The sequence below is a fragment of the Actinosynnema sp. NPDC037264 genome (genome assembly GCF_055603705.1).
On sequence record NZ_JBVJVK010000005.1, the window covers coordinates 54,962 to 79,184 of the forward strand.

A 24,223-nucleotide genomic window follows, 5' to 3' on the forward strand; every position below is an offset into this window, starting at 1 on the left:
GCGTGGACGACGTCGGATTGCGCCGATGTGACGGCCCCGGGTCCTCCGCGCGCACCCTCCGCGGCCGTCTTTCGCCAGTTTGCGGCGGGGTGACGAATTGACGAATCACCTGTGTGGCTGCCTGCATAAGAGGGACCTGCGGAGGTAACTTCCGGTTGGCGGGACGCGTCCACTGCGGACCGCGCAGGGAGGCCCTGATCGTGGCTGTCGTCGTATCGCCGGTTCCGCCGGCGGTGATGAGCGCGAGGGGGCCGGCACCCGGCCCTCGTGACCGGCGCGCCTCCAGCTAGCGGAGGCGGTCCGGTCGATCGGGGTGGTGCCTGGCCCAGCGAGGAGCGGACGCGGGTGCCGCGTTCGTGAGGGAGTTGCCGTGAACGCACGACGACCCGCGAGCCGTTCCTCAGGCTCATCGCGCAGCACTTCCCGGCGCCGTGGCGCGCCGACGACCAACACGTACGTGGTGGACACGTCCGTGCTGCTCTCCGACCCCCTGGCCACCACGCGGTTCGCCGAGCACGAGGTCGTGCTGCCGCTCGTGGTGATCAGCGAGCTGGAGGGCAAGCGGCACCACCCGGAGCTGGGTTGGTTCGCCAGGGAGGCGTTGCGCCTGCTCGACGACCTGCGACTGCGCCACGGCCGGCTGGACCACCCGGTCCCGATCGGCGAGGACGGCGGCACGTTGCGCGTCGAGCTCAACCACTCCGACCCGGAGGTGCTGCCCGCGGGTTTCCGCACGGACTCCAACGACGCCCGCATACTGGCCTGCGCGCTCAACCTCGCGGCCGAGGGCAACGCCGTCACGCTGGTCACCAAGGACATGCCGCTGCGGGTCAAGGCGGGCGCGGTCGGCCTGGCCGCCGAGGAGTACCGGGCGCACGACGTCACGTTGTCCGGCTACTCCGGGATGTCCGACGTGGACGTCGACCAGACCGTGGTGGACGCGCTCTACCGCGACACCGTGATCGACCCGGCGCTGTTCGACCTCGCGCACGTGGCCGAGCTGCCGTGCCACAGCGGGTTGCGGCTGCTGGCGGGCACGTCGAGCGCGTTGGGCCGGGTCACGCCGGACAAGCAGCTGCGGCTGGTGCGCGGCGACCGCGAGGCGTTCGGGCTGCACGGTCGGTCGGCCGAGCAGCGCGTGGCGCTGGACCTGCTGCTCGACACCGAGGTCGGCATCGTCTCGCTGGGCGGACGGGCCGGCACCGGCAAGTCGGCGCTCGCGCTGTGCGCGGGCCTGGAGGCGGTCATGGAACGCCGCCAGCACCGCAAGGTCGTGGTCTTCCGCCCGCTGTACGCGGTGGGCGGCCAGGAACTGGGCTACCTGCCCGGTTCCGAGAGCGAGAAGATGCAGCCGTGGGCGCAGGCGGTGTTCGACACCCTCGGCGCGCTGGTCAGCCAGGACGTCGTCGAGGAGATCATGGACCGCGGCATGCTGGAGGTCATGCCGCTGACCCACATCCGCGGCCGGTCCCTGCACGACTCGTTCGTGATCGTGGACGAGGCGCAGTCGCTGGAGCGCAACGTGCTGCTGACCGTGCTGTCGCGGTTGGGTGCCAACTCGCGGGTGGTGCTCACGCACGACGTGGCGCAGCGTGACAACCTGCGCGTCGGGCGGCACGACGGCGTGGCGGCGGTCATCGAGAAGCTGAAGGGCCACCCGCTGTTCGCGCACGTCACGTTGACGAGGTCGGAGCGCTCGCCGATCGCCGCGCTGGTCACCGAGATGCTGGAGGACTACGCCTCCTGACGGTCCGACGCCGAGGCCGCCCCGGTCGCCGTGACCGGGGCGGCCTTCAGCTTGTGGTCGACGAGCGCCGCGAGCCAGGCCAGGACCGCGGCGGCGACCAGCACGAGCAGGGCGTTGCGCAGGGCGGCGGCGAAGCCGAGCTCGGTGGCGTCGAGGAACGGGTACGGGTACCAGTCGGTGATCGCGCCGTGGGCGAACGTGTAGGCGATCCACAGGACGGGCCAGACGAGCAGCGCCTGGGCGACGGTGGCGCGGTCGACCCGCGGTCGGGGGCCGAACAGCAGCCAGCCGAGCACCGCCAGCACCGGCGACAGCTGGTGGAAGCCGAGGTTCACCCACCAGGCGATGCCGACGGGGTCGTCCACCAGCGGCGCGATCACGAGGGCGAACACGACGCCGGTGATCGTGATGCCGAGGAGCGCGTCGAGGCGGGCCACCCGCCAGCCGCGGCCGTCCCGGGCCGGGTCCAAGACCAGGGTGATCGCGACGACGAGCACGAACAGGTTGCTCTGGATGGTGAAGTAGCTGAACAGGCGGACGAGACGGACACCCAGCGTCACGTGGGCCGTGGTGTCGCCGGTGTTGACGTCCGCCCCACCGGTGAACAGCAACACCAGTTGGGTGATCAGGGACGCGGCGATCACGGCCGCCAGCACGCCGTGCCACACCCGTGAGCCGGTGTGCCGGGTGGTGGGGCGCGGTGCGGTGCTCATCGCCCGATCATCGGGTCGGGGCACCGGTCCTGCTAGTCGAGCCGCTTCCCACCAGGGCCGCGCCGGGCGTCGGCGGGGCCCTGGTGGGAAGCCGTGCGCCGCGGTGGTCGTCCACGGCGGTCGATCGGGTGTGGCGGGATCACCAGCCCGAGGGGAGCGGGCGGCCTTCGGCGAAACCGGCCGCGCTCTGCACGCCGACGGTCGCCTTGGCGTGGAACTCCTCCAGGGTCTGCGCGCCGGCGTAGGTGCAGGAGCTGCGGACGCCCGCCGTGATGGCGTCGAGCAGGTCCTCCACGCCGGGGCTGTTCGGGTCCAGGCGCATGCGCGAGGTGGAGATGCCCTCCTCGAACAGGCCCTTCTTGGCGCGGTCGAACGCGTTGTCGGTGCGGGTGCGGGCGGACACGGCGCGCTTGGACGCCATGCCGAACGACTCCTTGAAGAGGCGGCCCTGCTCGTCGCGCTGGAGGTCGCCGGGCGACTCGTAGGTGCCGGCGAACCAGGAGCCGATCATGGCGCTGGACGCGCCGGCGGCGAGGGCGAGGGCGACGTCGCGCGGGTGGCGGATGCCGCCGTCGGCCCAGACGTGCTTGCCGAGCCTGCGTGCTTCGGCGGCGCACTCGGCGACGGAGGAGAACTGCGGGCGGCCGACGCCGGTCATCATGCGGGTGGTGCACATCGCGCCCGGGCCGACGCCGACCTTGACGATGTCCGCGCCCGCTTCGACCAGGTCGCGGACGCCTTCGGCGGTGACGACGTTGCCGGCGACGACCGGGACGGTGGGACGTGCCTCGCGGACGGCCTTGAGGGCGGCGAGCATCTTCTCCTGGTGGCCGTGGGCGGTGTCGACGACGAGCGTGTCGACGCCGGCTTGGAGGAGGTGCTCGGCCTTGGCGGTGACGTCGCCGTTCACGCCGATGGCGGCGGCGACGCGGAGCTTGTTCGCGTGGTCGAGGGCGGGTTGGTAGACGTCGGCGCGCAGGGCGCCCAGGCTGGTCATCACGCCGCGGAGGCGTCCGTCGGCGTCGACGCCGAGCGCGACCCGCTGGGTGCCGCCGTGGAGCCGGTCGAAGACTTCACGCGGAGGGGTGTCCAACGGAAGGGTGACGATGCGGTCGTCGGCCACGTCGTGCAACCGGGTGAACCGGTCGACGCCCGCGCACGCCGCCTCGTCCACGACGCCCGTGGGGCGGCCGTCGTCGTCGATCACGACCACCGCGCCGTGCGCCCGTTTGTGGAGGAGGTTGACCGCGTCGGCGACCGAGTCGCCGGGGTGCAACGTCAGCGGGGTGTCCCACACGGTGTGCCGTGCCTTGACCCACTGGACGATCTCCGCGACCGCTTCCGGCGCCACGTCCTGCGGGAGGACCACCAGCCCGCCGCGTCGCGCCACGGTTTCCGCCATCCGGCGTCCCGCCACCGCGGTCATGTTCGCGACCACGATCGGGATCGTCGCCCCCGTTCCGTCGGAGGTCGACAAGTCGACGCCGAACCTCGAGTCGACGGCCGATCGGCCGGGCACGAGGAAGACGTCGTCATAGGTCAGGTCGTAGCTGGGCCGATGCCCTTCGATGAACCGCACGAGAACTTAACGGTACTCGCGTCGGGGGGAGTTCGCCCTGGTTGTACGCACCATCGGGGGGATCGTTACGGGTCTGCGGTTGTAGCTTCCTCCAACCCGCAATCCTGCGGCCGTCCCGCCGCCTGCCGGTGGGCACACGAACGGCGTACGCCCACTGCGGCTGTCCCGGCTGTGCGCAGTGTGCGGCCCAAGTCATCGGCGGCAGGCCCGGCCACGTCGGGCTCGCGGCAGGCGCGGCCACGTCGGGCTCGATGTGCTGGGTGGGCTGCGTGACGTGGCGGGTTGGGCCTGGCGGCGCGGTGGGCTAGGCCGGGTCTGTGCGGCTGGGCGGGGCGGCTGGGCGGGGCGGCTGGGCGGGGCGGCTGGGTGGGGTGGCGGAGTGGTCGGAGGCTGGGTTGGCGGGGTGTGCTGTGGTCGCTGGTCGCTGGTCGCTGGTCGCTGGTCGCTGGTCGGGTTGGCGGGTGGCCGGTGGGTGGGTGGTCGAGGGGTCGGGGGGTGGATGGCCGGGGGTCGGGTTAGTGGGTGGTCGGGGGTCGGGGGTTGGGTTGGTGGGGGTTGCGGCGCGTGCCGGGGTTGGTTGGTTTCCTCCTCGTTTCAACCGAGGGCCGGTAACAGTGTTTCCGTACATTTTCCGGCCATGATCACTCGATCGTGTTTGGTCGGGTGGGTCTGGTCTGTCGCGTGGGTCGGGTCTGCGGGGTGGGTCTGGTCTGGGGAAGCAGGGCGCGGACGGCGTCGATCGTGTCCGCTTCGCCGGCGTCCTTGTCCGGCCGGTAGCGGAGGACGCGGGCGAAGCGCAGGGCCACGCCGCCCGGGTACCTGGGGCTGACCTGGACGCCGTCCAGCTCGATCTCGATCACCAGCTCCGGCCTCACCATCACCACCCAGTCGGTCTTCTCCGTCGCGATCGCCATCAACTCACGCGTCTGCCACGCCAGCAACTCGTCCGTCAGCCCCTTGAACGTCTTGCCGACCATGATCGGCGCACCCCCGTCGGGATCACGCGCGCCCAGGTGCAGGTTCGACAGCAGCCCCCGCCGCCGACCGCTGCCCCACTCGACCCCGAGCACCACCAGGTCGAGCGTGTGCACCGGCTTCACCTTCTGCCACGCCCGCCCGCGCCGACCAGCCGCGTAGACCGACTCGAGCGACTTCACCATCACGCCCTCGTGCCCGCCGGCCAGCGCCTCGTCCAGCACCCGCGCCGCGACCTCCTCCGAAGCCGGCGACACCACCCCCGGGATGACGTGCGGCCCCGCCACCCGGCGCAACGCGTCCAGCCGCACGGCCAGCGGCTCGTCCAGCAGATCCACGCCGTCCACGTGCAGGCAGTCGAAGAAGAACGGGCTGAGCAGCAGCTCCCGGACGTCCTGCGCCCCGAACCGGCTCATCGTCTCCTGGAACGGCCGGGGTTTGCCGTCGTCGTTCAGCGCCAGCGTCTCGCCGTCGAGCACCACCGACGTGCACGGCAGCGCCCGCACCAGCTCCACCAGCTCCGGCACGGTGCCGGTGATCTCGCGCAACGTCCGCGTGAAGACCCGCACCTCGTCACCCGACCGGTGCACCTGGATCCGCGCGCCGTCCAGCTTGTGCTCCACCACGCACGACCCCAGCTCCGCCAACGCCGAGGACAGCGACTCCGCCGGCGACGCGAGCATCGGCCGCACCGGCCGCCCCACCTCCAGCCGGAACGCGGCCAGCGCCGCCGACGCGCCCTCACCGCTCATCGCCGCCACCGCCGTCCCCGGCAGCGATCCCGACAGCATGAACGCCCGCCGCACCACCTCGCCGGGCACGTCACCGGCCCGCGCGATCGCGTCCAGCATCACCCCTTCGAGGGCGCCTTGACGCAGCTCACCCGTCAGCAGCCGGCGCAGGAAATCCTGCTCGGCCGCCGTGGCCCGGCCGAACAGCGAGGTCAGCGCCTCCGCCCGCCGAGCGGCGGACCCCTTCCCGCCGATCGACGCGAACGCGCCCAGCGCCGCGTCCACCTCGGACACCGTCAGCGAAGGCTCCGGCGCGGGCGGGACGTCCAGGTCGAACACGGTGCGCCACCCCGCGCCGATCCGACCCTGGCTGGGCACGCCGACGAGGAACGACACCACCGCGGGCGTGCTCATCCGGCGCACCAGCTCGGCCAGGGCGGCGACCTTGGCCAAACGGGAGCGCGTCGCCGCCACGGCGGCGGACGTCTCGACGACTTCGGCGAACAGCACGGTGACCATGGTGCACCCGAGCACCGACAAAAACCGGTCAGCCGGCCGCGCGCAGCTCCGCGACGGCCTCCCGCAGCCGGTCCGGCGTCAACGCCGCGTACCCGAGCACCAGCCCCGGGAACGTCGGCGTGCGCGCGTAGTCGGCCAACGCCGGCGCGTTCACCCCGCGCCGCGCCAGCCGCTCCCGCAACGCCACGTCGTCCGTCCCGTCGGGCAGCCGCACGACCACGTGCAGCCCGGCCGCCACCCCGATCGGCTCCCACCCCGGCAGCACGGCCCGCAGCGCCGCCAGCAGCGCGTCCCGCCGCGCCCGGTACAGCTGGCGGGTGCGCCGCAGGTGCCGGTCGTACCCGCCGGCGCCGAGCAGCCGGGCGAACGCCGCCTGGTGCAACGTCCCCGTGCCCAGGTCGTCCAACCGCTTGCGGTCCACCACGACGTCGCGCAACGCGGGCGGCAGCACCAGCCACCCCAGCCGCAACGCGGGCGCGAGCACCTTGCTCGCACTGCCCTGGTACACCACCCGCGTCGGGTCGAGCGCCTGCATCGCGCCCAGGGCCGGCCGGTCGTAGCGGTGCTCGGCGTCGTAGTCGTCCTCCACCACCAACCCGTCGCACGCGCGCGCCCACGCCAACAGCGCGCGCCGCCGTTCCGGATGCAGCACGACGCCCAACGGGAACTGGTGCGCCGCCGTGACGAACACCGCGCGGCAGTCCGTTGTGGACAGCACGTCGACGCGCAACCCGTCCGAGTCGACGGGGATCGGCCGGATCGCCAGCCCGTGCGACGCGAGCATCTCCGAGGCCCCGAAGTGGCTGGGGTCCTCGACGGCGACGCTGCGGTGCCCGGCCGCGTGCAGGACCCGGCCCAGCAACGAGATTCCCTCCGCCGCGCCGTTGGTGACGACCACTTCGGACGGTCGCGCCGCCACCGCGCGCACCCGGCCGAGGTAGTCCGCCAGCTCGCGGCGCAGGGGGCCGAAACCGGCCGGGTCGGGGTAGCCGAGGTCGTCGGTGGACAGGTCCGCCAACGCCGTCTTCTGCGCCTGCGACCACTCGTCGCGGGGGAACGCGCTCAGCGCGGGCACGCCGGGCTTCAGGTCGTAGCGGAACCTCGGCGCGGGCTCGGTGTCGGCGGCGGCGTCCGGCCACGTGACGGTGGCCGTCACGGTGGTGCCGGAGCCGCGCCGCGCGGTCAGGTAGCCCTCGCCGATGAGCTGGGCGTAGGCGGAGGTGACCGTGCCGCGGGCGACGCCGAGCTGGGCGGCCAGGTCGCGGCTGGACGGCAGGCGGGTGCCCGGCGCGAGCCGCCCGTCGCGCACGGCGCGGCGCAGCTCGGACTCCACCGCGCGCCTGCCGTTCGGGGCGGGGAGGAGGAGCTCGCGGTAAGTGGTCCAGTTGGCAGCCATTGAAGTGGAGCTTAAGCCTGGACCACTGGTCGGCGAGAGTCCTGGTCATGGGAAAAGGTGGAACCGCGATCGCGGCGGGTGCGCTGTCGTCGGTGATCGTGGGCGCGTCCGTGCCGGTGACGGGCATGCTCCAGGCGTATCCGCTGCTCACGGGGCAGGCGATGCGGTACGCGCTGGGCGGGGTGGCGCTGCTCGGGTGGATCTGGCTGCGGGGCGGGCGGCTGCCGGTGCCGGGGCGGCGGGACTGGCCGGCGCTGATCGGGCTGGTCACGACCGGGATGCTCGGGTTCAACGCGTGCGTGCTGTACGCGCAGCGGTACGCCGAGCCGGGGTTCGTCGCGGCGGTGCTGGGGGCGAGCCCGCTGGTGCTGGCTCTGGTGGCGCCGCTGCTGGCGGGGCGGAAGCCGGCCGCGGCGGCGGTGGTGGGCGCGGTGGTCGTGGTCGGCGGGGTGGTGGTGCTGTCGGGCGGTGGGTCGTGGCACGGGCCGGGGTTGCTGCTGGCGTTGTTGACGATGGCGGGTGAGGCGTCGTTCACGCTGTTCGCGGTGGGTGTCGTGCGGCGGATGGGCGGGCTGGCGGTGGCGACGTGGTGCTGCCTGGTCGCGGCCGGGGCCGGCGCGGTGCTGGGGACGGTGTTCGGCGGGTGGCAGGTCCCGACGGTGCGCGAGGGCGTGGCGCTGGTGGTGCTGGGGGTCGTGCTGACGGCGGTGGCGTTCGGGCTCTGGTACTTCGCGGTGGCGCGGTTGGGCGCGGACCGGGCCGGTGTGCTGATCGGGCTGATGCCGGTGGCCGGGCTGGTGGCGTCGGTGGCGCTGGGGGCGCAGGCGTTGACCGCGGTGGGGTTGGCGGGTGCGGTCGCCGTGGCGGCGGGGTGCGTGGTCGGGCTGCGGGGGCGGGCGGCCGACGTCGACCACCCGCCCCTGGTCGAGCCGAACGCCCGGGTCGTGCGAGCCCAGGGGTCCTGAACGCGGGACGCGGCCGGTCAGTGGGGGTTGGCCATGCGGAGGACGTCGAGGGCGCGGTCCAGGTCGGCTTCGGAGAGCTTCGAGGGGACGTGGCCGCGCTCCAGGACGACCTCGCGGATCGTCTTGCGCTCGCGGAGGGACTGCTTGGCGATCGAGGCCGCTTCCTCGTAGCCCAGGTAGCGGTTGAGGGGGGTCACGATGGACGGCGACGACTCCGCGTACTCGCGCATCCGGTCGATCTGCGGTTCCGCGCCGGTCAGGACCTTGTCGGCCAGCAGGCGGGCGACGGCGGCCAGGAGGCGGGACGATTCCAGGACGTTGCGGGCGATCACGGGCAGCATCACGTTCAGCTGGAAGTTGCCCTGCGACCCGGCGAACGCCACCGCCGCGTCGTTGCCGACGACCTGCGCGACCACCATCATCGTGGCCTCGGAGATCACCGGGTTCACCTTGCCCGGCATGATCGACGAGCCGGGCTGGAGGTCGGGCAGCGCCAGTTCGCCGAGCCCGGCGCGCGGGCCGGAGCCCAGCCAGCGCAGGTCGTTCGCGATCTTGTAGAGCCCCACGGCGGTGGCCCGCAGCTGCCCGGAGATCTCCACCACGCCGTCCTGCGTGGCCTGCGCCTCGAAGTGGTCGCGGGCCTCGGTCAGCGGCAGGCCGGTGACGGCGGCCAGCTCCGCGGAGACGGCCGCGCCGAAGCCGGCGGGCGCGTTCAGGCCGCTGCCCACCGCCGTGCCGCCGATCGGCAGTTCCGCCAGGCGGGGCAGTGACGAGGTGAGGCGCTCGACGCCGTAGCGGACCTGGGTGGCCCACGCGCCCGCCTCCTGGCCCAGGGTGATCGGCACGGCGTCCATCAGGTGCGTGCGGCCCGACTTGACCAGGGAGGTCCAGTCGGCGGCACGGGCCTCCAGCACCGAGAGCAGGTGCTCCAGGGCCGGGATGACGTCGCGCGCCACGGCCTCGGTCGCCGCGACCCGCAGCGTGGTCGGGAACGTGTCGTTGGACGACTGCGAGGCGTTGACGTGGTCGTTCGGGTGCACCTCGCGGCCCAGCGCGCGGGTGGCGAGGGTGGCGATGACCTCGTTGGCGTTCATGTTCGACGACGTGCCGGAGCCGGTCTGGAACACGTCGACCGGGAAGTGCTCGTCGTGCTCGCCCGCCGCGACGGCGTCGGCGGCCGAGGCGATGGCCGCGGCGACTTCGGGTTCCAGTACCCCCAGCCGCTCGTTCACCCGCGCCGCGGCGGCCTTGAGCAGGCCGAGCGCCCGGATCTGGGCGCGCTCCAGGCCGCGCCCGGAGATCGGGAAGTTCTCCACCGCGCGCTGGGTCTGCGCACGCCACAGCGCGTCGACCGGCACCCTGACCTCGCCCATCGTGTCGTGCTCGACGCGGTACTCCTGTTCAGCCATACCACCGAGTTTGGACCGCCTTTCCTTACTGGGCACAGTGGCCTGGAACACCTATGGTCGAAGGATGGAGCTTGAGGTCGACCTGCTGATCGTCGGTGCGGGCCCCACGGGCCTGTTCGCGGCCTACTACGCGGGGTTCCGGGACCTGTCCGTCGCGCTGGTCGACGCGCTGCCGGAGGCGGGCGGCCAGATCACCGCGATGTACCCGGAAAAGATGATCTTCGACGTGGCCGGGTTCCCGGCGGTGCGCGGGCGTGAGCTGGTGACCGCGCTCGTGCAGCAGGCGGACCAGTGGCAGCCGACGTACCTGCTCGGCCGCCAGGCCCGCACCTTGTCCGATGTGGACGGTCGGCTGGAGGTCGGGCTGGCCGACGGCGGCGTGGTGCGCGCCGGCGCGGTGCTGATCACGGCGGGCATCGGCGAGTTCAAGCCGCGGCCGCTGCCCGCGGGCGACGGCTGGCTGGACCGGGGCATGGTGCACTTCGTGCCCAAGCTCAACGTGCACACCGGCCAGGACGTGGTGGTCGTGGGCGGCGGCGACTCGGCGTTCGACTGGGCGCTCGCGCTGCACCCGATCGCGGCCAGCGTCACGCTGGTGCACCGCCGCGCGACGTTCCGGGCGCACCCGCCGACCGTGCGGCAGGTCCGCGAGCTGGGCGTGGAGATCATCACCGACGCCGAGGTGCTCGAGTTGCGCGGCGACCCGGACCTGGCCGAGGTGGAGCTGGGGCTCAAGGGCGGCGACCGCAAGGTGCTGCCGGCGCAGGCCGTGGTGGCGGCGCTGGGCTTCACCGCGGACCTGGGGCCGATCGAGTCGTGGGGCCTGGAGCTGGACCACCGGGCGGTGCTGGTGGACACCACCATGCGCACCGCCCGGGATCGGGTCTACGCGGCGGGCGACGTCGCCCAGTACCCCGGCAAGGTGAAGCTGATCGCCACCGGGTTCGGCGAGGCCGCCACCGCGGTCAACAACATCGCCGTGCTGCTCAACCCCGAGGCCCACTTGTTCCCCGGGCACTCCAGCAACGCGAGTTAAGCGACTACTTGGACCTGTTCCCCCGGGAACAGGTTGTCGTAGAACACCAACGACTCCTGCGGGCCCAGGCGCACGCAGCCGTGCGACTGCGTGTTCGTGTCGCCCTGGTGGAACGCGATGCCGTTCGTGGTGAAGTACACCGCGTTCGGCATCGGCCCGTTGTAGGGCACGCTCCAGTCGTCCTTCACCTTGCGCAGCACGGGATAGGTGCCGACGGGCGTCGCGTAGCCGGGCATCCCGTGGGACACCCGGACCGGCCCGTAGCTGGCGTTCCCGTTGTAGATCAGCCACGCCTCGTTGGTGGACAACCGCACGCACGCGCCGTTCTGCACGGAGCACGGCGTGCCGGTCGCAGCGGAGGCGGGAGCGGGAGTCGCGAGGCCGAGGGTCAAGGCCGCCGCGGCTAACGCCGTCGTGCCGAGCGTCTTCCTCATCGCTATCACTCCTCGGTGTCAGGATTACCCACCGAGGAGTGATCCGACACACCGCGTTACGCGGTCACCTGGACCTGGTCACCCACTCGGAGGGTGTGGAAGTACTTCGCCGCCGCTTCGCGTGACAGGTGGATGCAGCCGTGCGACGGATCCGTGAGGCTGCCCTCGTGGAACGCGATGCCGTTGCTCACGAAGTAGGTGGAGTACGGCATCTCGGCCATGCCGAAGTCGCGGCTGTAGTCCAGCTCGACCTTCCACAGCACCGAGTGGTAGCCGACGGGCGTCTCGTAGCCGGCCATCCCGGACGTCGTCGGCACCGGCCCGTAGCTGATCTTGCCGCCGCTGATCAGCCACGACTCGTTGGTCGACAGCCGCACGCACGCGCCCTCGGTGATGTCGCAGGGCGTGCCGGGCACGGTCACCGGCGGGGGCGGCGGCGCGGGCTGCGGGTCCGGCGTCGTCTCCGTGGTCTCGGTCGCAGGCGCGGGCGTGGAGGCCGGGGCGGGGGAGGACGGCTCCGACGTCCGTGAGGCGGAGGAAACCGACGAGGAAACCGACGAGGCCGCCGAAGACGGGGCCGCGGCCGGGCCCGAGGCCTCGGACGTCCCGCAAGCCGTTGCCAGGAATGCGATTGCCACCAGTGCTGCCTTGCGCATCGCGCAAACCCCCCAGAGATCGTGCTGTGTGCTGACCCTGGAGACGCCGTCCCGGAGGTTGTGGTTGCAGGCCGCCCGGTAACGAATTGGGAAGGGCCGCCCCACCCGGAGGAGGGACGGCCCTTCGAACGCGAGGACGAGCGGCCTAGACCGCGCCCGCGTACTGGCTGATCCACGAGCGGAACGCCGGCACGTCCATGTAGATCGACGGGCCGGTGGCGCAGGTGGAGCTGTTGTTGCCCGCGCGGCTGGTGGCGCCGACGAGCTGCCACACGCCGTTCACGGACTTGACCTGCGGGCCGCCCGAGTCGCCGTAGCAGGCGCCCGAGTTGCCGTTCGGGTTGTTCGTGCAGATCTCCACCGAGCCGTAGATGCCCAGGCAGCGGCTGTCCTCCACGATCGAGGTGTTCAGCTCCTGCAGGGTGATCGGCGCGCCGCAGCCGCCGCGCGGGGCGCACGTCTGGCCCCAGCCGATGATGCGGGTGGCCGTGCCGACCGGACCCGACGTCGACGCCACCGCGATCGGCGTCTGGCCCACCGAGGTGGACAGGCGCACCAGCGCGATGTCGTAGGACGAGTGGGTCACGACCTGGGCGCCGGACGCGACCGTGCCGCCGCTGGTGCGGTTGGTCGTGCCGATGCGCGCCCGGATGGAGGACGCCGACCGGCCTTGCACGCAGTGCTTGGCGGTGACGACCCAGTTGGCCTTGATCAGCGAGCCGCCGCAGAAGTGGCTGCCCGTGGTGCTCTGCAGGGAGACCATCCACGAGTAGGTCTGCGTGGCGTTGCCGCCGCCCACGATGAACGGGGTGACGCCGCCGTCGGTCGCCGGGGCCGCCGCCGCCCCGGCCGCCGAGGCGAGTGCCGCGCCGACCGCCACCGCGAAGGCGGTGAACAGGGTACGAACCTTCATCGCTTCCTCTCCGTCCCCGGCGCAGGGTGCTCGGGGACGGATCGGAAACTAGGGATGAACGCGGCGTGATCACTACAGCCGATCGGCCGGTAACGCTGGGTTCACAGTTGACAGCGCTGGGTCGCGAACGGCAGCGGTGGGTCGCGAACGGCAGCGGCGAACGCGCTAGGGGAGCGGCGGGAGGGCGTCCTCGCCGGTCGACGGGATGTCGAAGTCGACCGACGAGTACTCGCGCAGCTTGGTCAGCCGGTGGAAGCCGTCGATCATCCGCACCGTGCCGGACTTCGAGCGCATCACGATCGACTGGGTCGTGCAGCCGCCCGCCCGGTAGTGCACGCCGCGCACCAGGTCGCCGTCCGTCACGCCGGTGGCGCAGAAGAACACGTTGTCGCCGCGCACCAGGTCGTCGGTCAGCAGCACGCGGTCCAGGTCGTGGCCCGCGTCCAGCGCCTTCTGCCGCTCCTCGTCGTCCTTGGGCCACAGCTTGGCCTGGATCGCGCCGCCCATGCACTTCAGCGCCGCCGCCGCGATGATCCCCTCCGGCGTGCCGCCGATGCCGACCAGCAGGTCGATGCCGGTGTTCGGCCGGGCCGCCGAGATCGCGCCCGCCACGTCGCCGTCGGAGATGAAGTGGATCCGGGCGCCCGCCGCGCGCACGTCGGCGACCAGCGACTCGTGCCGCGGCCGGTCCAGGACGCACACCGTCACGTCGGAGGCGTCGCTGTGCTTGGCCCGCGCCACCCGGCGGATGTTCTCCGCGATCGGCGCGGTGATGTCGATGACGTCCGCCGCCTCCGGCCCGGTGGCGAGCTTCTCCATGTAGAACACGGCCGACGGGTCGAACATCGCGCCCCGCTCGGCCACCGCGAGCACCGCGAGGGCGTTCGGCATGCCCTTGGCCATCAACGTGGTGCCGTCGATCGGGTCGACCGCCACGTCGCACTCGGGGCCGTTGCCGTCGCCCACCTCCTCGCCGTTGAACAGCATGGGCGCCTCGTCCTTCTCGCCCTCGCCGATCACCACGACGCCGCGCATGGACACGGTGCCGATCAGCTTGCGCATGGCGTCCACCGCCGCGCCGTCGCCGCCGTTCTTGTCGCCGCGGCCAACCCAGCGCCCGGCGGCCATCGCGGCCGCCTCGGTCACCCGGACGAGCTCCAGCGCGAGGTTCCGATCGGGTGCTTCGCGACGACGCTCGGACGGGCTGCTGGCTGTGACCATGAGGTTCCTCCTGCGACTGCGATTACCGGCCGGTAGACCAATCCTCGCACGTCATCACGCCTCGGCCACGTCCTCCTCGGTCACACTGAGTGCTTGATCGATCCGTTCCCGGGCGCCCGCGAGCTGCCGCTCGCAGGTCTTCGCCAAGGCCTCGCCGCGTTCCCACAGCGCCAGCGACTCCTCCAGCGACAGGCCGCCCGCCTCCAGCCTGCGGACCACCTCCACCAACTCGTCCCTGGCCTGCTCGTAGCCCGGCTCGCTCACGTGGACAACTTCCCCAATCGGTTCTGGACGTGCACCACGACGGTCGCGACCGCCTGGTCGTACCCGATGAACGCCTCGGCGAACTCCGCGCCGTCGCCTTCGCGCACGGCGTCGTCGATGCGGTGCTCGGCGGCGGCGACGCGCTTGCGGTGCACCGAGCCGTGGCCCAGCCACCACCGCATCCCGGCGTAGCCGGAGGTCGCCTCGGACAGGTCGTGTAAGCGGTTGATCAACGTCTGCCTGCCCGACGTGCAGCCGGCCACCAGGGACAGCCAGCAGTCGGCGGCGGCCTGGTCGGCCGACACGGCGCGGCTGCGCACGGCGCTCGCGCCCTCGTCGTCGGCTTCGCCCGCGGCGGCCACCGTCAAGGGCAGGAACGTGGGCTCACGTGCGGGGTTCGGCACCACCGCCTCCTTCTTGGGCCGCATTGCCGTCTCCGCCGGCGTGCGCCTCGGCGCCGTCCCCGTCGGAGGTGACGACCGCGTGCACCGCGCCGTCGGCCACGCGCACCCTCAGCCGGGTGCCCGCGGGAGCTTGGGAGGTCGAGCGGAGCACACCGTCGACCCCGTCCGGGGTGACGAGCTGGACCACCGCGTACCCCCGCGCCAGCGTGGCGGCAGGCCCGAGGGTCGTCAAGCGCGCCGTGGTGGCGACCAGCCCGGCCGTCTCCGAGTCGAGCCGGTTCCGCACCGCGCGCCGGGCGCGTTCCCGCAGCCGGTCGACGTCCTCCGCGCGCCGGTCCAGCGGACCGTGCGGGTCCGAGAGCGCGGGACGGGTGCGCAGCGCCGCGAGCAGCTTCCGCTCCCGGTCCACCCAGCCGTGCAGGGCGCGCCTGCTGCGGTCGCGCAGCTGGCGGATCCGCTCGCCCTCCTCCGCGACGTCCGGCACCACCCGCTTGCCCGCGTCGGTCGGCGTGGAGCACCGCAGGTCCGCCACGTGGTCCACCAGCGGTGTGTCCGGCTCGTGCCCGATCGCGGACAGCACCGGCGTGCGGCACTGCGCCACCGCCCGGCACAGCGCCTCGTCCGAGAACGGCAGCAGGTCCTCCACGCTGCCGCCGCCGCGGGCCAGCACGATGACGTCCACTTCGGCGTCGCGGTCCAGAGTCGACAGTGCGGTGAGGATCTGCGGCACCGCCAAGGCCCCTTGCACCGCAACGTTGACCACCCGGAACCGGGCGCCCGGCCAGCGGGCCTGCGCGTTGGTCAGCACGTCCCGCTCGGCGGCCGACGCGCGCCCCGTGACGAGGCCGATCTTGTTCGGCAGGAACGGCGGCTTGCGCTTGCGACGCGGGTCGAAGAGGCCCTCGGCGTTGAGCAGCTTGCGCAGGCGTTCGATCCGGGCCAGCAGCTCGCCGATGCCGACCTGCCGGATCTCGTCCACGCGCAGGCTCAGCGTGCCGCGGTTGGGGAAGAAGTTGGGCTTGCCGTGCACCACCACCCGGCTGCCCTCGGACAGCTGCAGCTCGCGCACCATGCCGACGGGCGCGGTCAGCTGCATCGACATGTCCACGGACGGGTCGCGGAGGGTGAGGAACGCCGTCGCCGTGCCCGGACGCGCGCTCAGCTGCGTGACCTGGCCCTCCACCCACACGTCGCCGAGCCGGTTGATCCAGTCGAAGATCTTGCGCGCGACCGTGCGCACCGGCCACGGGTTCTCCGGGCTCGACCTGTCGACCTGGGGTTTCTCGGTGCTCGTCCGCTCGGGGTTCACTGGTTCTTGAGGTTCGCGATGCGGCGGGTGAGCATGCCGGTGAACTCGGGGCGGGCGGCGTGCGTGCGCTCGTGCGCCAGCAGCTCCTCGAGGTCCTCCGCGGTCAGGGTGCGCAGACGTGCCCTGAGCTGCGCCAACGACAGCTCGTCGTAGTTCGGCAGCACGGCGGGCGGCTCGGCGGCCAGGGCCTGCTCCTCCACCGCCCACGGGTCGTCGGCGTCGAGGTCGGTCTCGTCGCCGGTGGTCGGCGCGGCGATGCCCTCGTCCTCGTCGAACGTCGCCCACTCGGGCTCCTGCTCCACCGGCCGCAGCACGGACAGCACGTCGTCGCCCTTGATTGCGAGTTCCGTCACCCGCTGCTGGAGCCGCATGGACAGCTGCAGGGCCTCACTGACCACGGTGACCGGGAGGCCCGCGAGTTGCCCCGGGAGCTTCCGGGCCTGCTCGACGGCGGTGACCGCCAGTCCCGCGGCGAGGCGGACGGTCAGGGGCAGTGGCTTCATGCCCTACAGCCTGCCGCAGTCGGCCGTCGGATGCCTACATCCGGCACGCCGTACCCTGGTCGTCATGGACAAGCGAGTGCTCCTGGCCAAGCCGCGTGGCTACTGCGCCGGGGTGGACCGTGCCGTCGTGACCGTGGAGAAGGCGCTCGAGCAGTACGGCGCGCCGGTCTACGTGCGCAAGGAGATCGTCCACAACAAGCACGTCGTGGAGACGCTGTCCCGGCGTGGCGCGATCTTCGTCGACGAGACCGACGAGGTGCCCGAGGGCGCGCTCGTGGTGTTCTCGGCGCACGGCGTGTCGCCCGCCGTGCACGAGGAGGCCGCCTCGCGGCAGCTGCGCACGATCGACGCCACCTGCCCGCTGGTGACGAAGGTCCACAACGAGGCGAAGCGGTTCGCCCGCGAGGACTACGACATCCTGCTCATCGGCCACGAGGGGCACGAGGAGGTCGAGGGCACGTACGGCGAGGCGCCCTCGCACATCCAGCTCGTCGACACCGCCGAGGACGTCGACAAGGTCGTCGTGCGCGATCCGTCCAAGGTGGTGTGGCTCTCGCAGACCACGCTCTCGGTGGACGAGACGATGGTGCGGGTGCGGCAGTTGCAGGAGCGGTTCCCGGACCTGCAGGAGCCGCCGTCGGACGACATCTGCTACGCGACGTCCAACCGGCAGACCGCGGTGAAGACGATGGCGCCGGAGTGCGACCTGGTGCTGGTGGTCGGGTCGAAGAACTCGTCCAACTCGGTGCGGCTGGTCGAGGTGGCGCTGCAGGCGGGCGCGCGGGCGTCGTACCTGATCGACTACGCGCGCGAGGTCGACCCGGCGTGGCTGGAGGGCGTGACGACGGTCGGCGTGACGTCCGGCGCGTCGGTGCCGGACATCCTGGTGATGGAGCTGCTGGAGTACCTGGCGACCCAGGGCTACGGCGACGTCGAGGAGATCACCACGGCGAACGAGAAGATCGCCTTCGCCCTGCCGCGCGAACTGCGCAAGGACATGGTCCGCTAGGACGTGCCGGTGGCACCGGGACGTCCGGCTCCAGGGACGTCCCGGTGATCCGTGGGTCCAGGCGTTGCCGACGTCGCGGCCGGTGCGGTTCGGTGAGGCCGTGGGAGCACGAAGTCCGCGTTGCGGTGCCGCTGCGGTGCGGCCGGTCGGGTTCGGCCAGGTCGGCGATCGGGGGGTGCGCTCGGGTCGGTGGCGGTGAAGCCCCGGCCGAGGGGAGCCCTTTCTCATCCTGCCGGCGGGGTCTGACAATTCTGGCTCCCCGAAGCACTGAGCTGCGCTGACGGCGTAAGCGGTTGGCGCGGGGGTGAAGTTCGCGTTTCCTGGAACGATGAGCAGCGTGCTGATCGGGGTGGAGAACGTCGCCACCCCCAAGTGGGCCCGTCGTCGTGGTGGGACGTCGGTGAGCTTGGGCAAGGCCCTCAAGAGCCTGCCGTCGGCGGTGGCGATGGTGGTTCGGCTCGCCTGGCGCACGTCGCCCCGGCTCACGGTGGCGGCGGGCGTGGTGCACGTGCTGTCCGGTTGCGTGACCGCGTTCGGGCTGCTCGCCACGGCCGACGTGTTCTCCGCGCTGCTGCGTGACGGCCCGACGCCGGAGCGCGTGACGCAGGCGCTGCCCGCGTTGGCGGTGGTGGTCGGGTCGTTCGTGCTCCGCGCGTTGCTCGACACGGCGGTCGCGGCGGTGCAGAGTTCGCTCCGGCCTAGGGTCACGCGTGAGGCGAACGACGAGGTCACCGCCATCCTGGTCCGCGCCCAGCTCCTCGCCTTCGAGGACGCCGACTTCCGCGAGCTGGCCCGCCAGGGCGGCCGGCGTGGCGTCCGCTCGCTGGAGAGCAGCCTGCGGTACCTGGCGGACCTGCTCTCCGGCGGCATCTCGCTGACCGCGGCCGTGGTCACGGTCGGGTTCCTCAACCCGTGGCTGGCGCCGGCGCTGCTGCTGGCCGCGTTCGCGAACGCCTGGGCGTCGGCGCGGGCGTCCAAGCTGCGCTACGAGCACTTCCTCGACTCGGTGACCCGCAACACGCGCAAGGGCGTGGTGGAGGAGGTCGCCACCGACCGCGACTTCGCGCTGGAACGGCACGCGCTGACGTTGCAGGAACGCCTGCTCGGCGAGCACCGGCGCATCGCGGAGAGCCTCATGGCCGACGAGATCCGGATGGCGCACCGCACGAACATGGTGCGGTTGACCGGACGCGCGCTGGCCGGCGTCGGCACCGCGATCGCCTACGTCGTGCTGGGCTTCCTGCTGCACACCGGCGGCATGGAGCTGGCGCTGGCGGGCACGGCGGTGCTGGCCATGCGCACCGGCTTCTCGTCGCTGGCGTCGACGACCCGGGCGGTCAACTCGCTCTACGAGGACTCGTTCTACATCGACTTCTACCGCAAGCTGCTGGTCGAAGGCGCGGAACGGGCCCAGGGCAGCTCGCCGGTGAAGGCGCCGGAGGACCCGGAGGAGATCACGCTGACGGACGTCTCGTTCACCTACCCGGGCGCGCCGAAGCCCGCGTTGCGGGAGGTGAACCTGACCGTGGCGCGCGGCGAGGTCATCGCGCTGGTGGGGGAGAACGGGTCGGGCAAGACGACCCTCGGCAAGGTGCTGACCGGCCTGTACCCGGCGTCGTCGGGCACGGTCGCGTGGGACGGCGTCGACCTGGCCGAGGCGGACCCGCACTCGGTGCACTCGTCCATCGCGGTGATCGCGCAGGACCCGGCGCAGTGGCCGATGACCGCCCGGCACAACGTGACGGTCGGGCGGCTGGAGCGCGAGGACGACGAGGCGTGGCAGGAGGCGGTGGCGAAGTCGGGCGCGGACGAGGTCCTGGCGAGCCTGCCCGCGGGGCCGGACACCGTGCTGTCGCGGCAGTTCAACGACGGGCAGGACCTGTCCGGCGGGCAGTGGCAGCGGATGGGCATCGCGCGCGGCATGTACCGGGACGCGGCGGTGCTCGTGGCCGACGAGCCGACGGCCGCGCTGGACGCCAAGGCGGAGGCGAGGGTGTTCGAGGGCCTGCGCGAGGCGACCGCGCGGCGCACCACGATCCTGGTGACGCACCGGCTGGCGAACATCCGCAACGCCGACCGGATCGTCGTGCTCGACCAGGGCCGGGTCGTCGAGCAGGGCACGCACGAGCAGCTGATGGCGTTGCGGGGGCACTACTTCGAGCTGTTCGAGCTGCAGGCCTCCGCGTACCGGGGCGGGCTGCTCGCGTCCTAGCCGGGGGTGCGCGGCGGTCGTGACCGGGCGGCGGGTGGAGGGTGCCGCCCGGCGCCCGCCGCCCGGTCAGCTCGTGGCCGTGGCCCTCCCCCCAGCGAAGGTCACGGCCGGCGAACCGCGCGGTCGAGCCTGGCGCACGCCGGTACAGCGGCGGTACAGCGACGGTCTACGACCGGGGTCCGGTGTGCGCTACCTTCGGTGCCGCCTCGGCCGTGGGGAGCCGGGGCGCAGGGAGTGTGCCGAGTGCTGTTCCGGGTCCTGGGCGCGGTCGACGTCGTGCGGTCCGACGGTGTGCGGGTGCCCGTCGACGCCCGGAAACCGCGGGTGCTGCTGGCCACGCTCCTGCTGCACGCGGACGAGTGGGTGAGCGTCGAGCGGCTGGTCGAGGCCCTCTGGCCGGAGGGCGCGCCCGCGTCGGCGGAGAAGAACACCAAGACCTACGTCTGGCAGCTGCGCCGGCTGCTCGCCGGCGAGTGGATCGACGGCGGTCGGGCCGGCTACCGGGTCCGGGTGGCGGAGGGCGGACTCGACGCGCACCGGTTCGAGGACCTGGTCCGCGCGGGACGGCGGCACGGTGACGCGGGCTCGCACCGGCAGGCCGTGGCGGCGTTCGCCGAGGCGTTGGAGCTGTGGCGCGGCGACCCGTTCCGCGACCTGGCCGGCCCCGACGCGGACGCCGTCAAGGCCCGGCTGGTCGAGCGCAGGCTGACGGCGCTGGAAGGGCACGCGGCGGCGTTGTCGGCGCTGGGGTCGCACGAGGAGGCGGCGGTCGCGCTGACCGGGTTGGTCGCGCGGCACCCGTTCCGGGAACGGTTGCGCGGCGCGCTGATGACCGCGCTGTACCGGGCGGGCCGCCAGGCGGAGGCGCTGGACGTCTACGACGAGGGCCGCGCGCTGCTCGACCGGGAACTGGGCCTGCGGCCGGGCGAGGAGCTGCGCCGGCTGCACCTCGACATCCTCAACCAGGACCCGAACCTGGCGGTCGGGCGGGAGGCGGCCCCGGCCGGGGTGTGCCCCGCGCAGGTGCCGGCCGCCGTCGCCGGGTTCACCGGACGTGCCGAGCACGTGGAGCGGCTCGACGGCCTGCTGGTGCGCGCCGACGACCGGCAGCCGCCGCCGATCGCGGTCGTCACCGGCACCGGCGGGGTCGGCAAGACCTCCTTGGCGCTGCACTGGGCGCAGCGTGTGCGCGACCGGTTCCCCGACGGGCAGCTCTACGTCAACCTCCGCGGCTACGACCCGGACCTGCCGGTCGGCCCGGGTGACGCCCTGTCCGGCTTCCTGCGCGCGCTGGGCGTCGACTCCCGGGACATCCCGCAGGACCTGGCCGAGCGGTCCGCGGCCTTCCGGTCCCGGCTGGCGGGCAGGCGGGTGCTCGTGGTGCTCGACAACGCCCGCACGGCCGCCCAGGTCCGGCCGCTGCTGCCCGGGTCGCCGGGCTGCGCGGTGCTGGTGACCAGCCGCGACTCGATGCGCGGGCTGATCGCCAAGGACGGCGCGACCCGCCTGCGGCTCGACCTCCTGCCCGCCGACGAGGCGGGCGACCTGCTGCGCGCGTTGATCGGCGACCGCGCGTCGGCGGACCCGCGCGCGGTGGACGTCCTGGTGGAGCTGTGCGCGAGGTTGCCGCTGGCGCTGCGCCTGGCCGCCGAACTGGCCACCGGCCGCCCCGCGGCCTCGCTGGCCGACCTCGCCGGCGAGCTGACCCGCGAACAGGACCGGCTGGACCGGCTGGACGACGACGCCGACCCCCACGCGGCGCTGCGGTCGGCGTTCTCGTGGTCCTACCGGCACCTCCCGCCCGCGGTCGCGCGGGTGTTCCGGCTGCTGGGCGCGCACCCGTGCCGGGAACTCGGCGTCGCCGCGATCGCCGCGCTGACCGGCTCGGACGACGCGGCGGCCCGGCGGCACGTCGACGCCCTGGTCCAGTCGCACCTCGTGGAGCGCACGGCCGACGGCCGGTTCCAGATGCACGACCTGCTGCGCACCTACGCCCGCGGCCTCGCCGCCGAGGTGGACGGCGACGACGGGCGGGACGCGGCCGTGCGGGCCCTGGCGGAGCACTACGTGCGCGTGGCGGCGGTCGCGATGGGGCTGTTCGACCCCGCCGACCACGCCGGGCGGCCGTCCGCGCCGGCGCCGCCCTGCCTGCGCACCCGGGCCGACGCGGTGGGGTGGCTGGAGGCCGAGCGGGCGAACCTCCTCGCGGTCGCCGAGCACGCGGCCCGGCACGGCGACGCCGAGCACGCCGAGGCGCTGACCGCCACCCTGTGGCCCTACTTCCACGTCCGCGGCCACCACGACGAGTCCCTCGCCCTGCACACGCACGCCCTCGTGGCCGGCCGCAGGCGCGCGGACCGGGCCGCCGAGGGCGCCGCGCTCACCGGCTTCGGCGTGGCGTGCGAGCGGCTGGGTCGTTACGAGGAGGCGTTGCGCCACCACGAGCAGGCGGTCGCGGTCGGGCGGGAGACCGGTGACGTGAGCTTCACCGGTCGCGTGCTGAAGCACCTGGGTGTCGTGCTGCGCCGCCTCGGTCGGCACGAGGAGGCGGAGCGGACCTTCCAGGAGGCGCTGTCCATCGCCAGGGCCATCGGCAACCGGCGCGGCGAGGCGGCCGTGCTGTGCAGCCTGGCGCTGGTGCACGAGGCGTCGGGGCGGCACGAGGAGGCGTTGCGGCACATGGACCGGGCGGTGGCGGCCGTGCCGGACGTCGACAACGACCACGCGCTGGTGGGCCACCTGCAGGCGAACCTGGGGCTGGTCCACCTCCGGCTCGGCCGGTGGGAGATCGCCGCGAAGCACCTGGCCGAGGCGCTCGCGGGCGCACGCGCGACCGGCAACCGGGACCTGGAGGCCGAGGTGCTCGACACCCTGGGCGAGCTGGCGACCGCCGGCGGCGACCCCGGGCGCGCCGTCGAGCACCACCACGAGGCGTTGGCGCTGACCCGCCGCACGGGCGACCGGCACGAGGAGGCACGCGCCCACGACGGCCTCGCCCGCGCCTACGCGGCCTGGGACCGGCCGGACGACGCCCGCCGGCACCGGCTGCTCGCGACGCGCCGTGCGCCCGGCGCACGTCCGGTCGACGGCTCCCAGGTGAAAGTCGATCGTCGGGGTTAAGGGCGAACGCCGGCTCCCTTCCCCGGCGTGCGGGAAAGGGAGCGGTTCTCACGGGCGATGTTCAGCCGTGCTCAGTACCACGCTTTGTGGTAGACGTGGTTGTTCGTGCCCTCGACGAAGACGTCGATGCGGTTCGGCCCCCACGAGACGGCCGCCGGGTTGTGCAGGAAAACACCGCCGAGGTTTTCCCAGCCCGACCACGACGACCCGTTCCACCACTTGTGCCAGAGCTGGTTGTCGGTGCCCTTGGCGAACACGTCGAGCCGGTTGGCCGACCACGACGACACCGCCGGGCCCGCGGTGATCACGCCGCCGAGGTCTTCCCAGCCGGACCAGGACGAGCCGTTCCACCACTTGTGCCACAGGTGGTTGTTCAGGCCCTCGACGAAGACGTCGATGCGGTTCGCGCCCCACGACACCGCTGCCGGGTTGTCGATGAACACGCCGCCGAGGCTCTCCCAGCCCGACCACGACGACCCGTTCCACCACTTGTGCCACAACGCGCCGTCCGAACCCCTGACGAACACGTCCAGCCGGTTGGCCGACCACGACGACACGGCCGGACCTGCGGTGATGATGCCGCCGAGGTCCTCCCAGCCGGACCAGGACGAGCCGTTCCACCACTTGTGCCACAGGTGGTTGTCCGTGCCGCGGCCGAACAGGTCGATGCGGTTGGGGCCCCACGAGACGGCCGCCGGGTTGTCGATGATGTTGCCGCCGAGGCTTTCCCAGCCCGACCACGACGACCCGTTCCACCACCGGTGCCAGACGGCCGAGTCGGTGCCGCGGGCGAACACGTCGAGCCGGTTCTCCGACCACGACGACACGGCCGGGCCCGCGGTGACCACGCCGCCGAGGTCGGTCCAGCCCGACCACTGTCTGTCCGCCGCCGCTTCGGGTTCCGCGGCGGCCGCGGTGGCACTCGTCGAGAACAGCGCCAAGAGCACGACGAACAACATCCTGGTGAATGAGATATTCATCGGAAGATCTCCTCAGAGTTCGATGTTTAAAACTCCGAACAGGAGGGAATCTAGCACGGGGCAGTGGTTTCCCAATGGTTGAAAAACCGTTGGTCCACCACGGTTCGAGATCTCCGCATAAATTGTGC

The 24,223-nt window shown here is 72.8% G+C and carries 21 protein-coding genes; 7 read left to right on the forward strand and 14 right to left on the reverse strand.

Features of this window, described 5'->3' with window-relative positions; translation table 11 throughout:
- The first annotated feature begins 457 nt into the window (after window positions 1-457).
- Window positions 458-1,747, forward strand: a complete 1,290-nt coding sequence (gene phoH2, locus ACZ7GX_RS08220) for an RNA 5'-3' helicase PhoH2 (protein ID WP_498774199.1) — start codon at window positions 458-460, stop codon at window positions 1,745-1,747.
- Here phoH2 and ACZ7GX_RS08225 read toward each other — a convergent pair.
- The 4 genes from ACZ7GX_RS08225 to pdxR form a co-directional block, all read right to left on the reverse strand.
- Window positions 1,735-2,460 (reverse strand): Pr6Pr family membrane protein, encoded by a 726-nt coding sequence (locus ACZ7GX_RS08225; protein WP_498774201.1) that lies wholly within the window; start codon window positions 2,458-2,460, stop codon window positions 1,735-1,737. The two genes, phoH2 and ACZ7GX_RS08225, sit on opposite strands and share 13 nt — an antisense overlap.
- A gap of 139 nt (window positions 2,461-2,599) precedes the next feature.
- Window positions 2,600-4,039, reverse strand: coding sequence for a GuaB1 family IMP dehydrogenase-related protein (locus ACZ7GX_RS08230; RefSeq protein ID WP_498774203.1), 1,440 nt, complete (start codon window positions 4,037-4,039; stop codon window positions 2,600-2,602).
- A gap of 641 nt (window positions 4,040-4,680) precedes the next feature.
- Window positions 4,681-6,255, reverse strand: a complete 1,575-nt coding sequence (locus ACZ7GX_RS08235; RefSeq protein WP_498774205.1) for an ATP-dependent DNA ligase — start codon at window positions 6,253-6,255, stop codon at window positions 4,681-4,683.
- A gap of 37 nt (window positions 6,256-6,292) precedes the next feature.
- Window positions 6,293-7,660, reverse strand: coding sequence for a MocR-like pyridoxine biosynthesis transcription factor PdxR (gene pdxR, locus ACZ7GX_RS08240; protein ID WP_498774207.1), 1,368 nt, complete (start codon window positions 7,658-7,660; stop codon window positions 6,293-6,295).
- 47 nt (window positions 7,661-7,707) lie between these two features.
- Here pdxR and ACZ7GX_RS08245 point away from each other — a divergent pair, with 47 nt between their 5' ends.
- Window positions 7,708-8,625, forward strand: a complete 918-nt coding sequence (locus tag ACZ7GX_RS08245; protein WP_498774209.1) for a DMT family transporter — start codon at window positions 7,708-7,710, stop codon at window positions 8,623-8,625.
- A 17-nt stretch (window positions 8,626-8,642) separates the two neighbouring features.
- Here the strand turns inward: ACZ7GX_RS08245 and ACZ7GX_RS08250 are convergent, their stop codons facing one another.
- Window positions 8,643-10,034 (reverse strand): class II fumarate hydratase, encoded by a 1,392-nt coding sequence (locus tag ACZ7GX_RS08250; RefSeq protein ID WP_498774211.1) that lies wholly within the window; start codon window positions 10,032-10,034, stop codon window positions 8,643-8,645.
- 64 nt (window positions 10,035-10,098) lie between these two features.
- Here ACZ7GX_RS08250 and ACZ7GX_RS08255 point away from each other — a divergent pair, with 64 nt between their 5' ends.
- On the forward strand, window positions 10,099-11,070 hold the full coding sequence (locus ACZ7GX_RS08255; protein ID WP_498774213.1) for an NAD(P)/FAD-dependent oxidoreductase: 972 nt from the start codon (window positions 10,099-10,101) through the stop codon (window positions 11,068-11,070).
- Here ACZ7GX_RS08255 and ACZ7GX_RS08260 read toward each other — a convergent pair.
- Both ACZ7GX_RS08260 and ACZ7GX_RS08265 read right to left on the reverse strand, forming a co-directional pair.
- A complete protein-coding gene (locus tag ACZ7GX_RS08260) occupies window positions 11,067-11,504 on the reverse strand; it encodes a L,D-transpeptidase (RefSeq protein ID WP_498774215.1) in 438 nt (145 codons plus the stop codon). The genes ACZ7GX_RS08255 and ACZ7GX_RS08260 overlap by 4 nt on opposite strands.
- A 56-nt stretch (window positions 11,505-11,560) precedes the next feature.
- Window positions 11,561-11,920 (reverse strand): L,D-transpeptidase, encoded by a 360-nt coding sequence (locus ACZ7GX_RS08265; protein WP_498774217.1) that lies wholly within the window; start codon window positions 11,918-11,920, stop codon window positions 11,561-11,563.
- On the opposite strand from ACZ7GX_RS08265, the gene ACZ7GX_RS08270 reads away from it, so the two are divergent.
- Complete coding sequence (locus tag ACZ7GX_RS08270) at window positions 11,910-12,242, forward strand: hypothetical protein (protein WP_498774219.1); 333 nt, start codon at window positions 11,910-11,912, stop codon at window positions 12,240-12,242. The two genes, ACZ7GX_RS08265 and ACZ7GX_RS08270, sit on opposite strands and share 11 nt — an antisense overlap.
- A gap of 63 nt (window positions 12,243-12,305) precedes the next feature.
- On the opposite strand, the gene ACZ7GX_RS08275 is transcribed toward ACZ7GX_RS08270, so the two are convergent.
- The 6 genes from ACZ7GX_RS08275 to ACZ7GX_RS08300 form a co-directional block, all read right to left on the reverse strand.
- Window positions 12,306-13,073 (reverse strand): S1 family peptidase, encoded by a 768-nt coding sequence (locus ACZ7GX_RS08275; protein WP_498774221.1) that lies wholly within the window; start codon window positions 13,071-13,073, stop codon window positions 12,306-12,308.
- Between the two features lie 165 nt (window positions 13,074-13,238).
- Entirely contained in the window at window positions 13,239-14,294 is a 1,056-nt protein-coding gene (glpX, locus tag ACZ7GX_RS08280) for a class II fructose-bisphosphatase (RefSeq protein WP_498774223.1), read from the reverse strand.
- Window positions 14,295-14,348: 54 nt separating this feature from the next.
- Window positions 14,349-14,558 carry an exodeoxyribonuclease VII small subunit gene (locus ACZ7GX_RS08285; RefSeq protein ID WP_053719410.1) on the reverse strand — a complete coding sequence of 70 codons (210 nt, stop codon included), beginning with the start codon at window positions 14,556-14,558 and terminating at the stop codon, window positions 14,349-14,351.
- Window positions 14,555-14,986, reverse strand: coding sequence for a sugar ABC transporter substrate-binding protein (locus tag ACZ7GX_RS08290; RefSeq protein WP_498774226.1), 432 nt, complete (start codon window positions 14,984-14,986; stop codon window positions 14,555-14,557). The genes ACZ7GX_RS08285 and ACZ7GX_RS08290 overlap by 4 nt, the downstream gene beginning before the upstream one ends.
- Entirely contained in the window at window positions 14,943-16,271 is a 1,329-nt protein-coding gene (gene xseA, locus ACZ7GX_RS08295) for an exodeoxyribonuclease VII large subunit (protein WP_498774228.1), read from the reverse strand. The genes ACZ7GX_RS08290 and xseA overlap by 44 nt, the downstream gene beginning before the upstream one ends.
- Window positions 16,268-16,774: a lipid droplet-associated protein gene (locus tag ACZ7GX_RS08300; RefSeq protein ID WP_498774230.1), complete on the reverse strand. Its 507-nt coding sequence runs from the start codon at window positions 16,772-16,774 to the stop codon at window positions 16,268-16,270. Before ACZ7GX_RS08300 ends, xseA begins: the two co-directional genes overlap by 4 nt.
- Before the next feature lie 64 nt (window positions 16,775-16,838).
- Here ACZ7GX_RS08300 and ACZ7GX_RS08305 point away from each other — a divergent pair, with 64 nt between their 5' ends.
- From ACZ7GX_RS08305 to ACZ7GX_RS08315, 3 genes are all read left to right on the forward strand, one after another.
- Window positions 16,839-17,783, forward strand: coding sequence for a 4-hydroxy-3-methylbut-2-enyl diphosphate reductase (locus tag ACZ7GX_RS08305; protein WP_498774232.1), 945 nt, complete (start codon window positions 16,839-16,841; stop codon window positions 17,781-17,783).
- A gap of 328 nt (window positions 17,784-18,111) precedes the next feature.
- The gene (locus ACZ7GX_RS08310; protein ID WP_498774234.1) at window positions 18,112-19,995 is read left to right on the forward strand and encodes an ABC transporter ATP-binding protein; all 1,884 of its coding nucleotides are present in this window, start codon (window positions 18,112-18,114) and stop codon (window positions 19,993-19,995) included.
- Between the two features lie 243 nt (window positions 19,996-20,238).
- Window positions 20,239-23,115 (forward strand): AfsR/SARP family transcriptional regulator, encoded by a 2,877-nt coding sequence (locus ACZ7GX_RS08315; RefSeq protein ID WP_498774236.1) that lies wholly within the window; start codon window positions 20,239-20,241, stop codon window positions 23,113-23,115.
- Window positions 23,116-23,186: 71 nt separating this feature from the next.
- Here the strand turns inward: ACZ7GX_RS08315 and ACZ7GX_RS08320 are convergent, their stop codons facing one another.
- A complete protein-coding gene (locus ACZ7GX_RS08320; RefSeq protein WP_498774238.1) occupies window positions 23,187-24,095 on the reverse strand; it encodes a PLL family lectin in 909 nt (302 codons plus the stop codon).
- Window positions 24,096-24,223 lie beyond the last annotated feature (128 nt).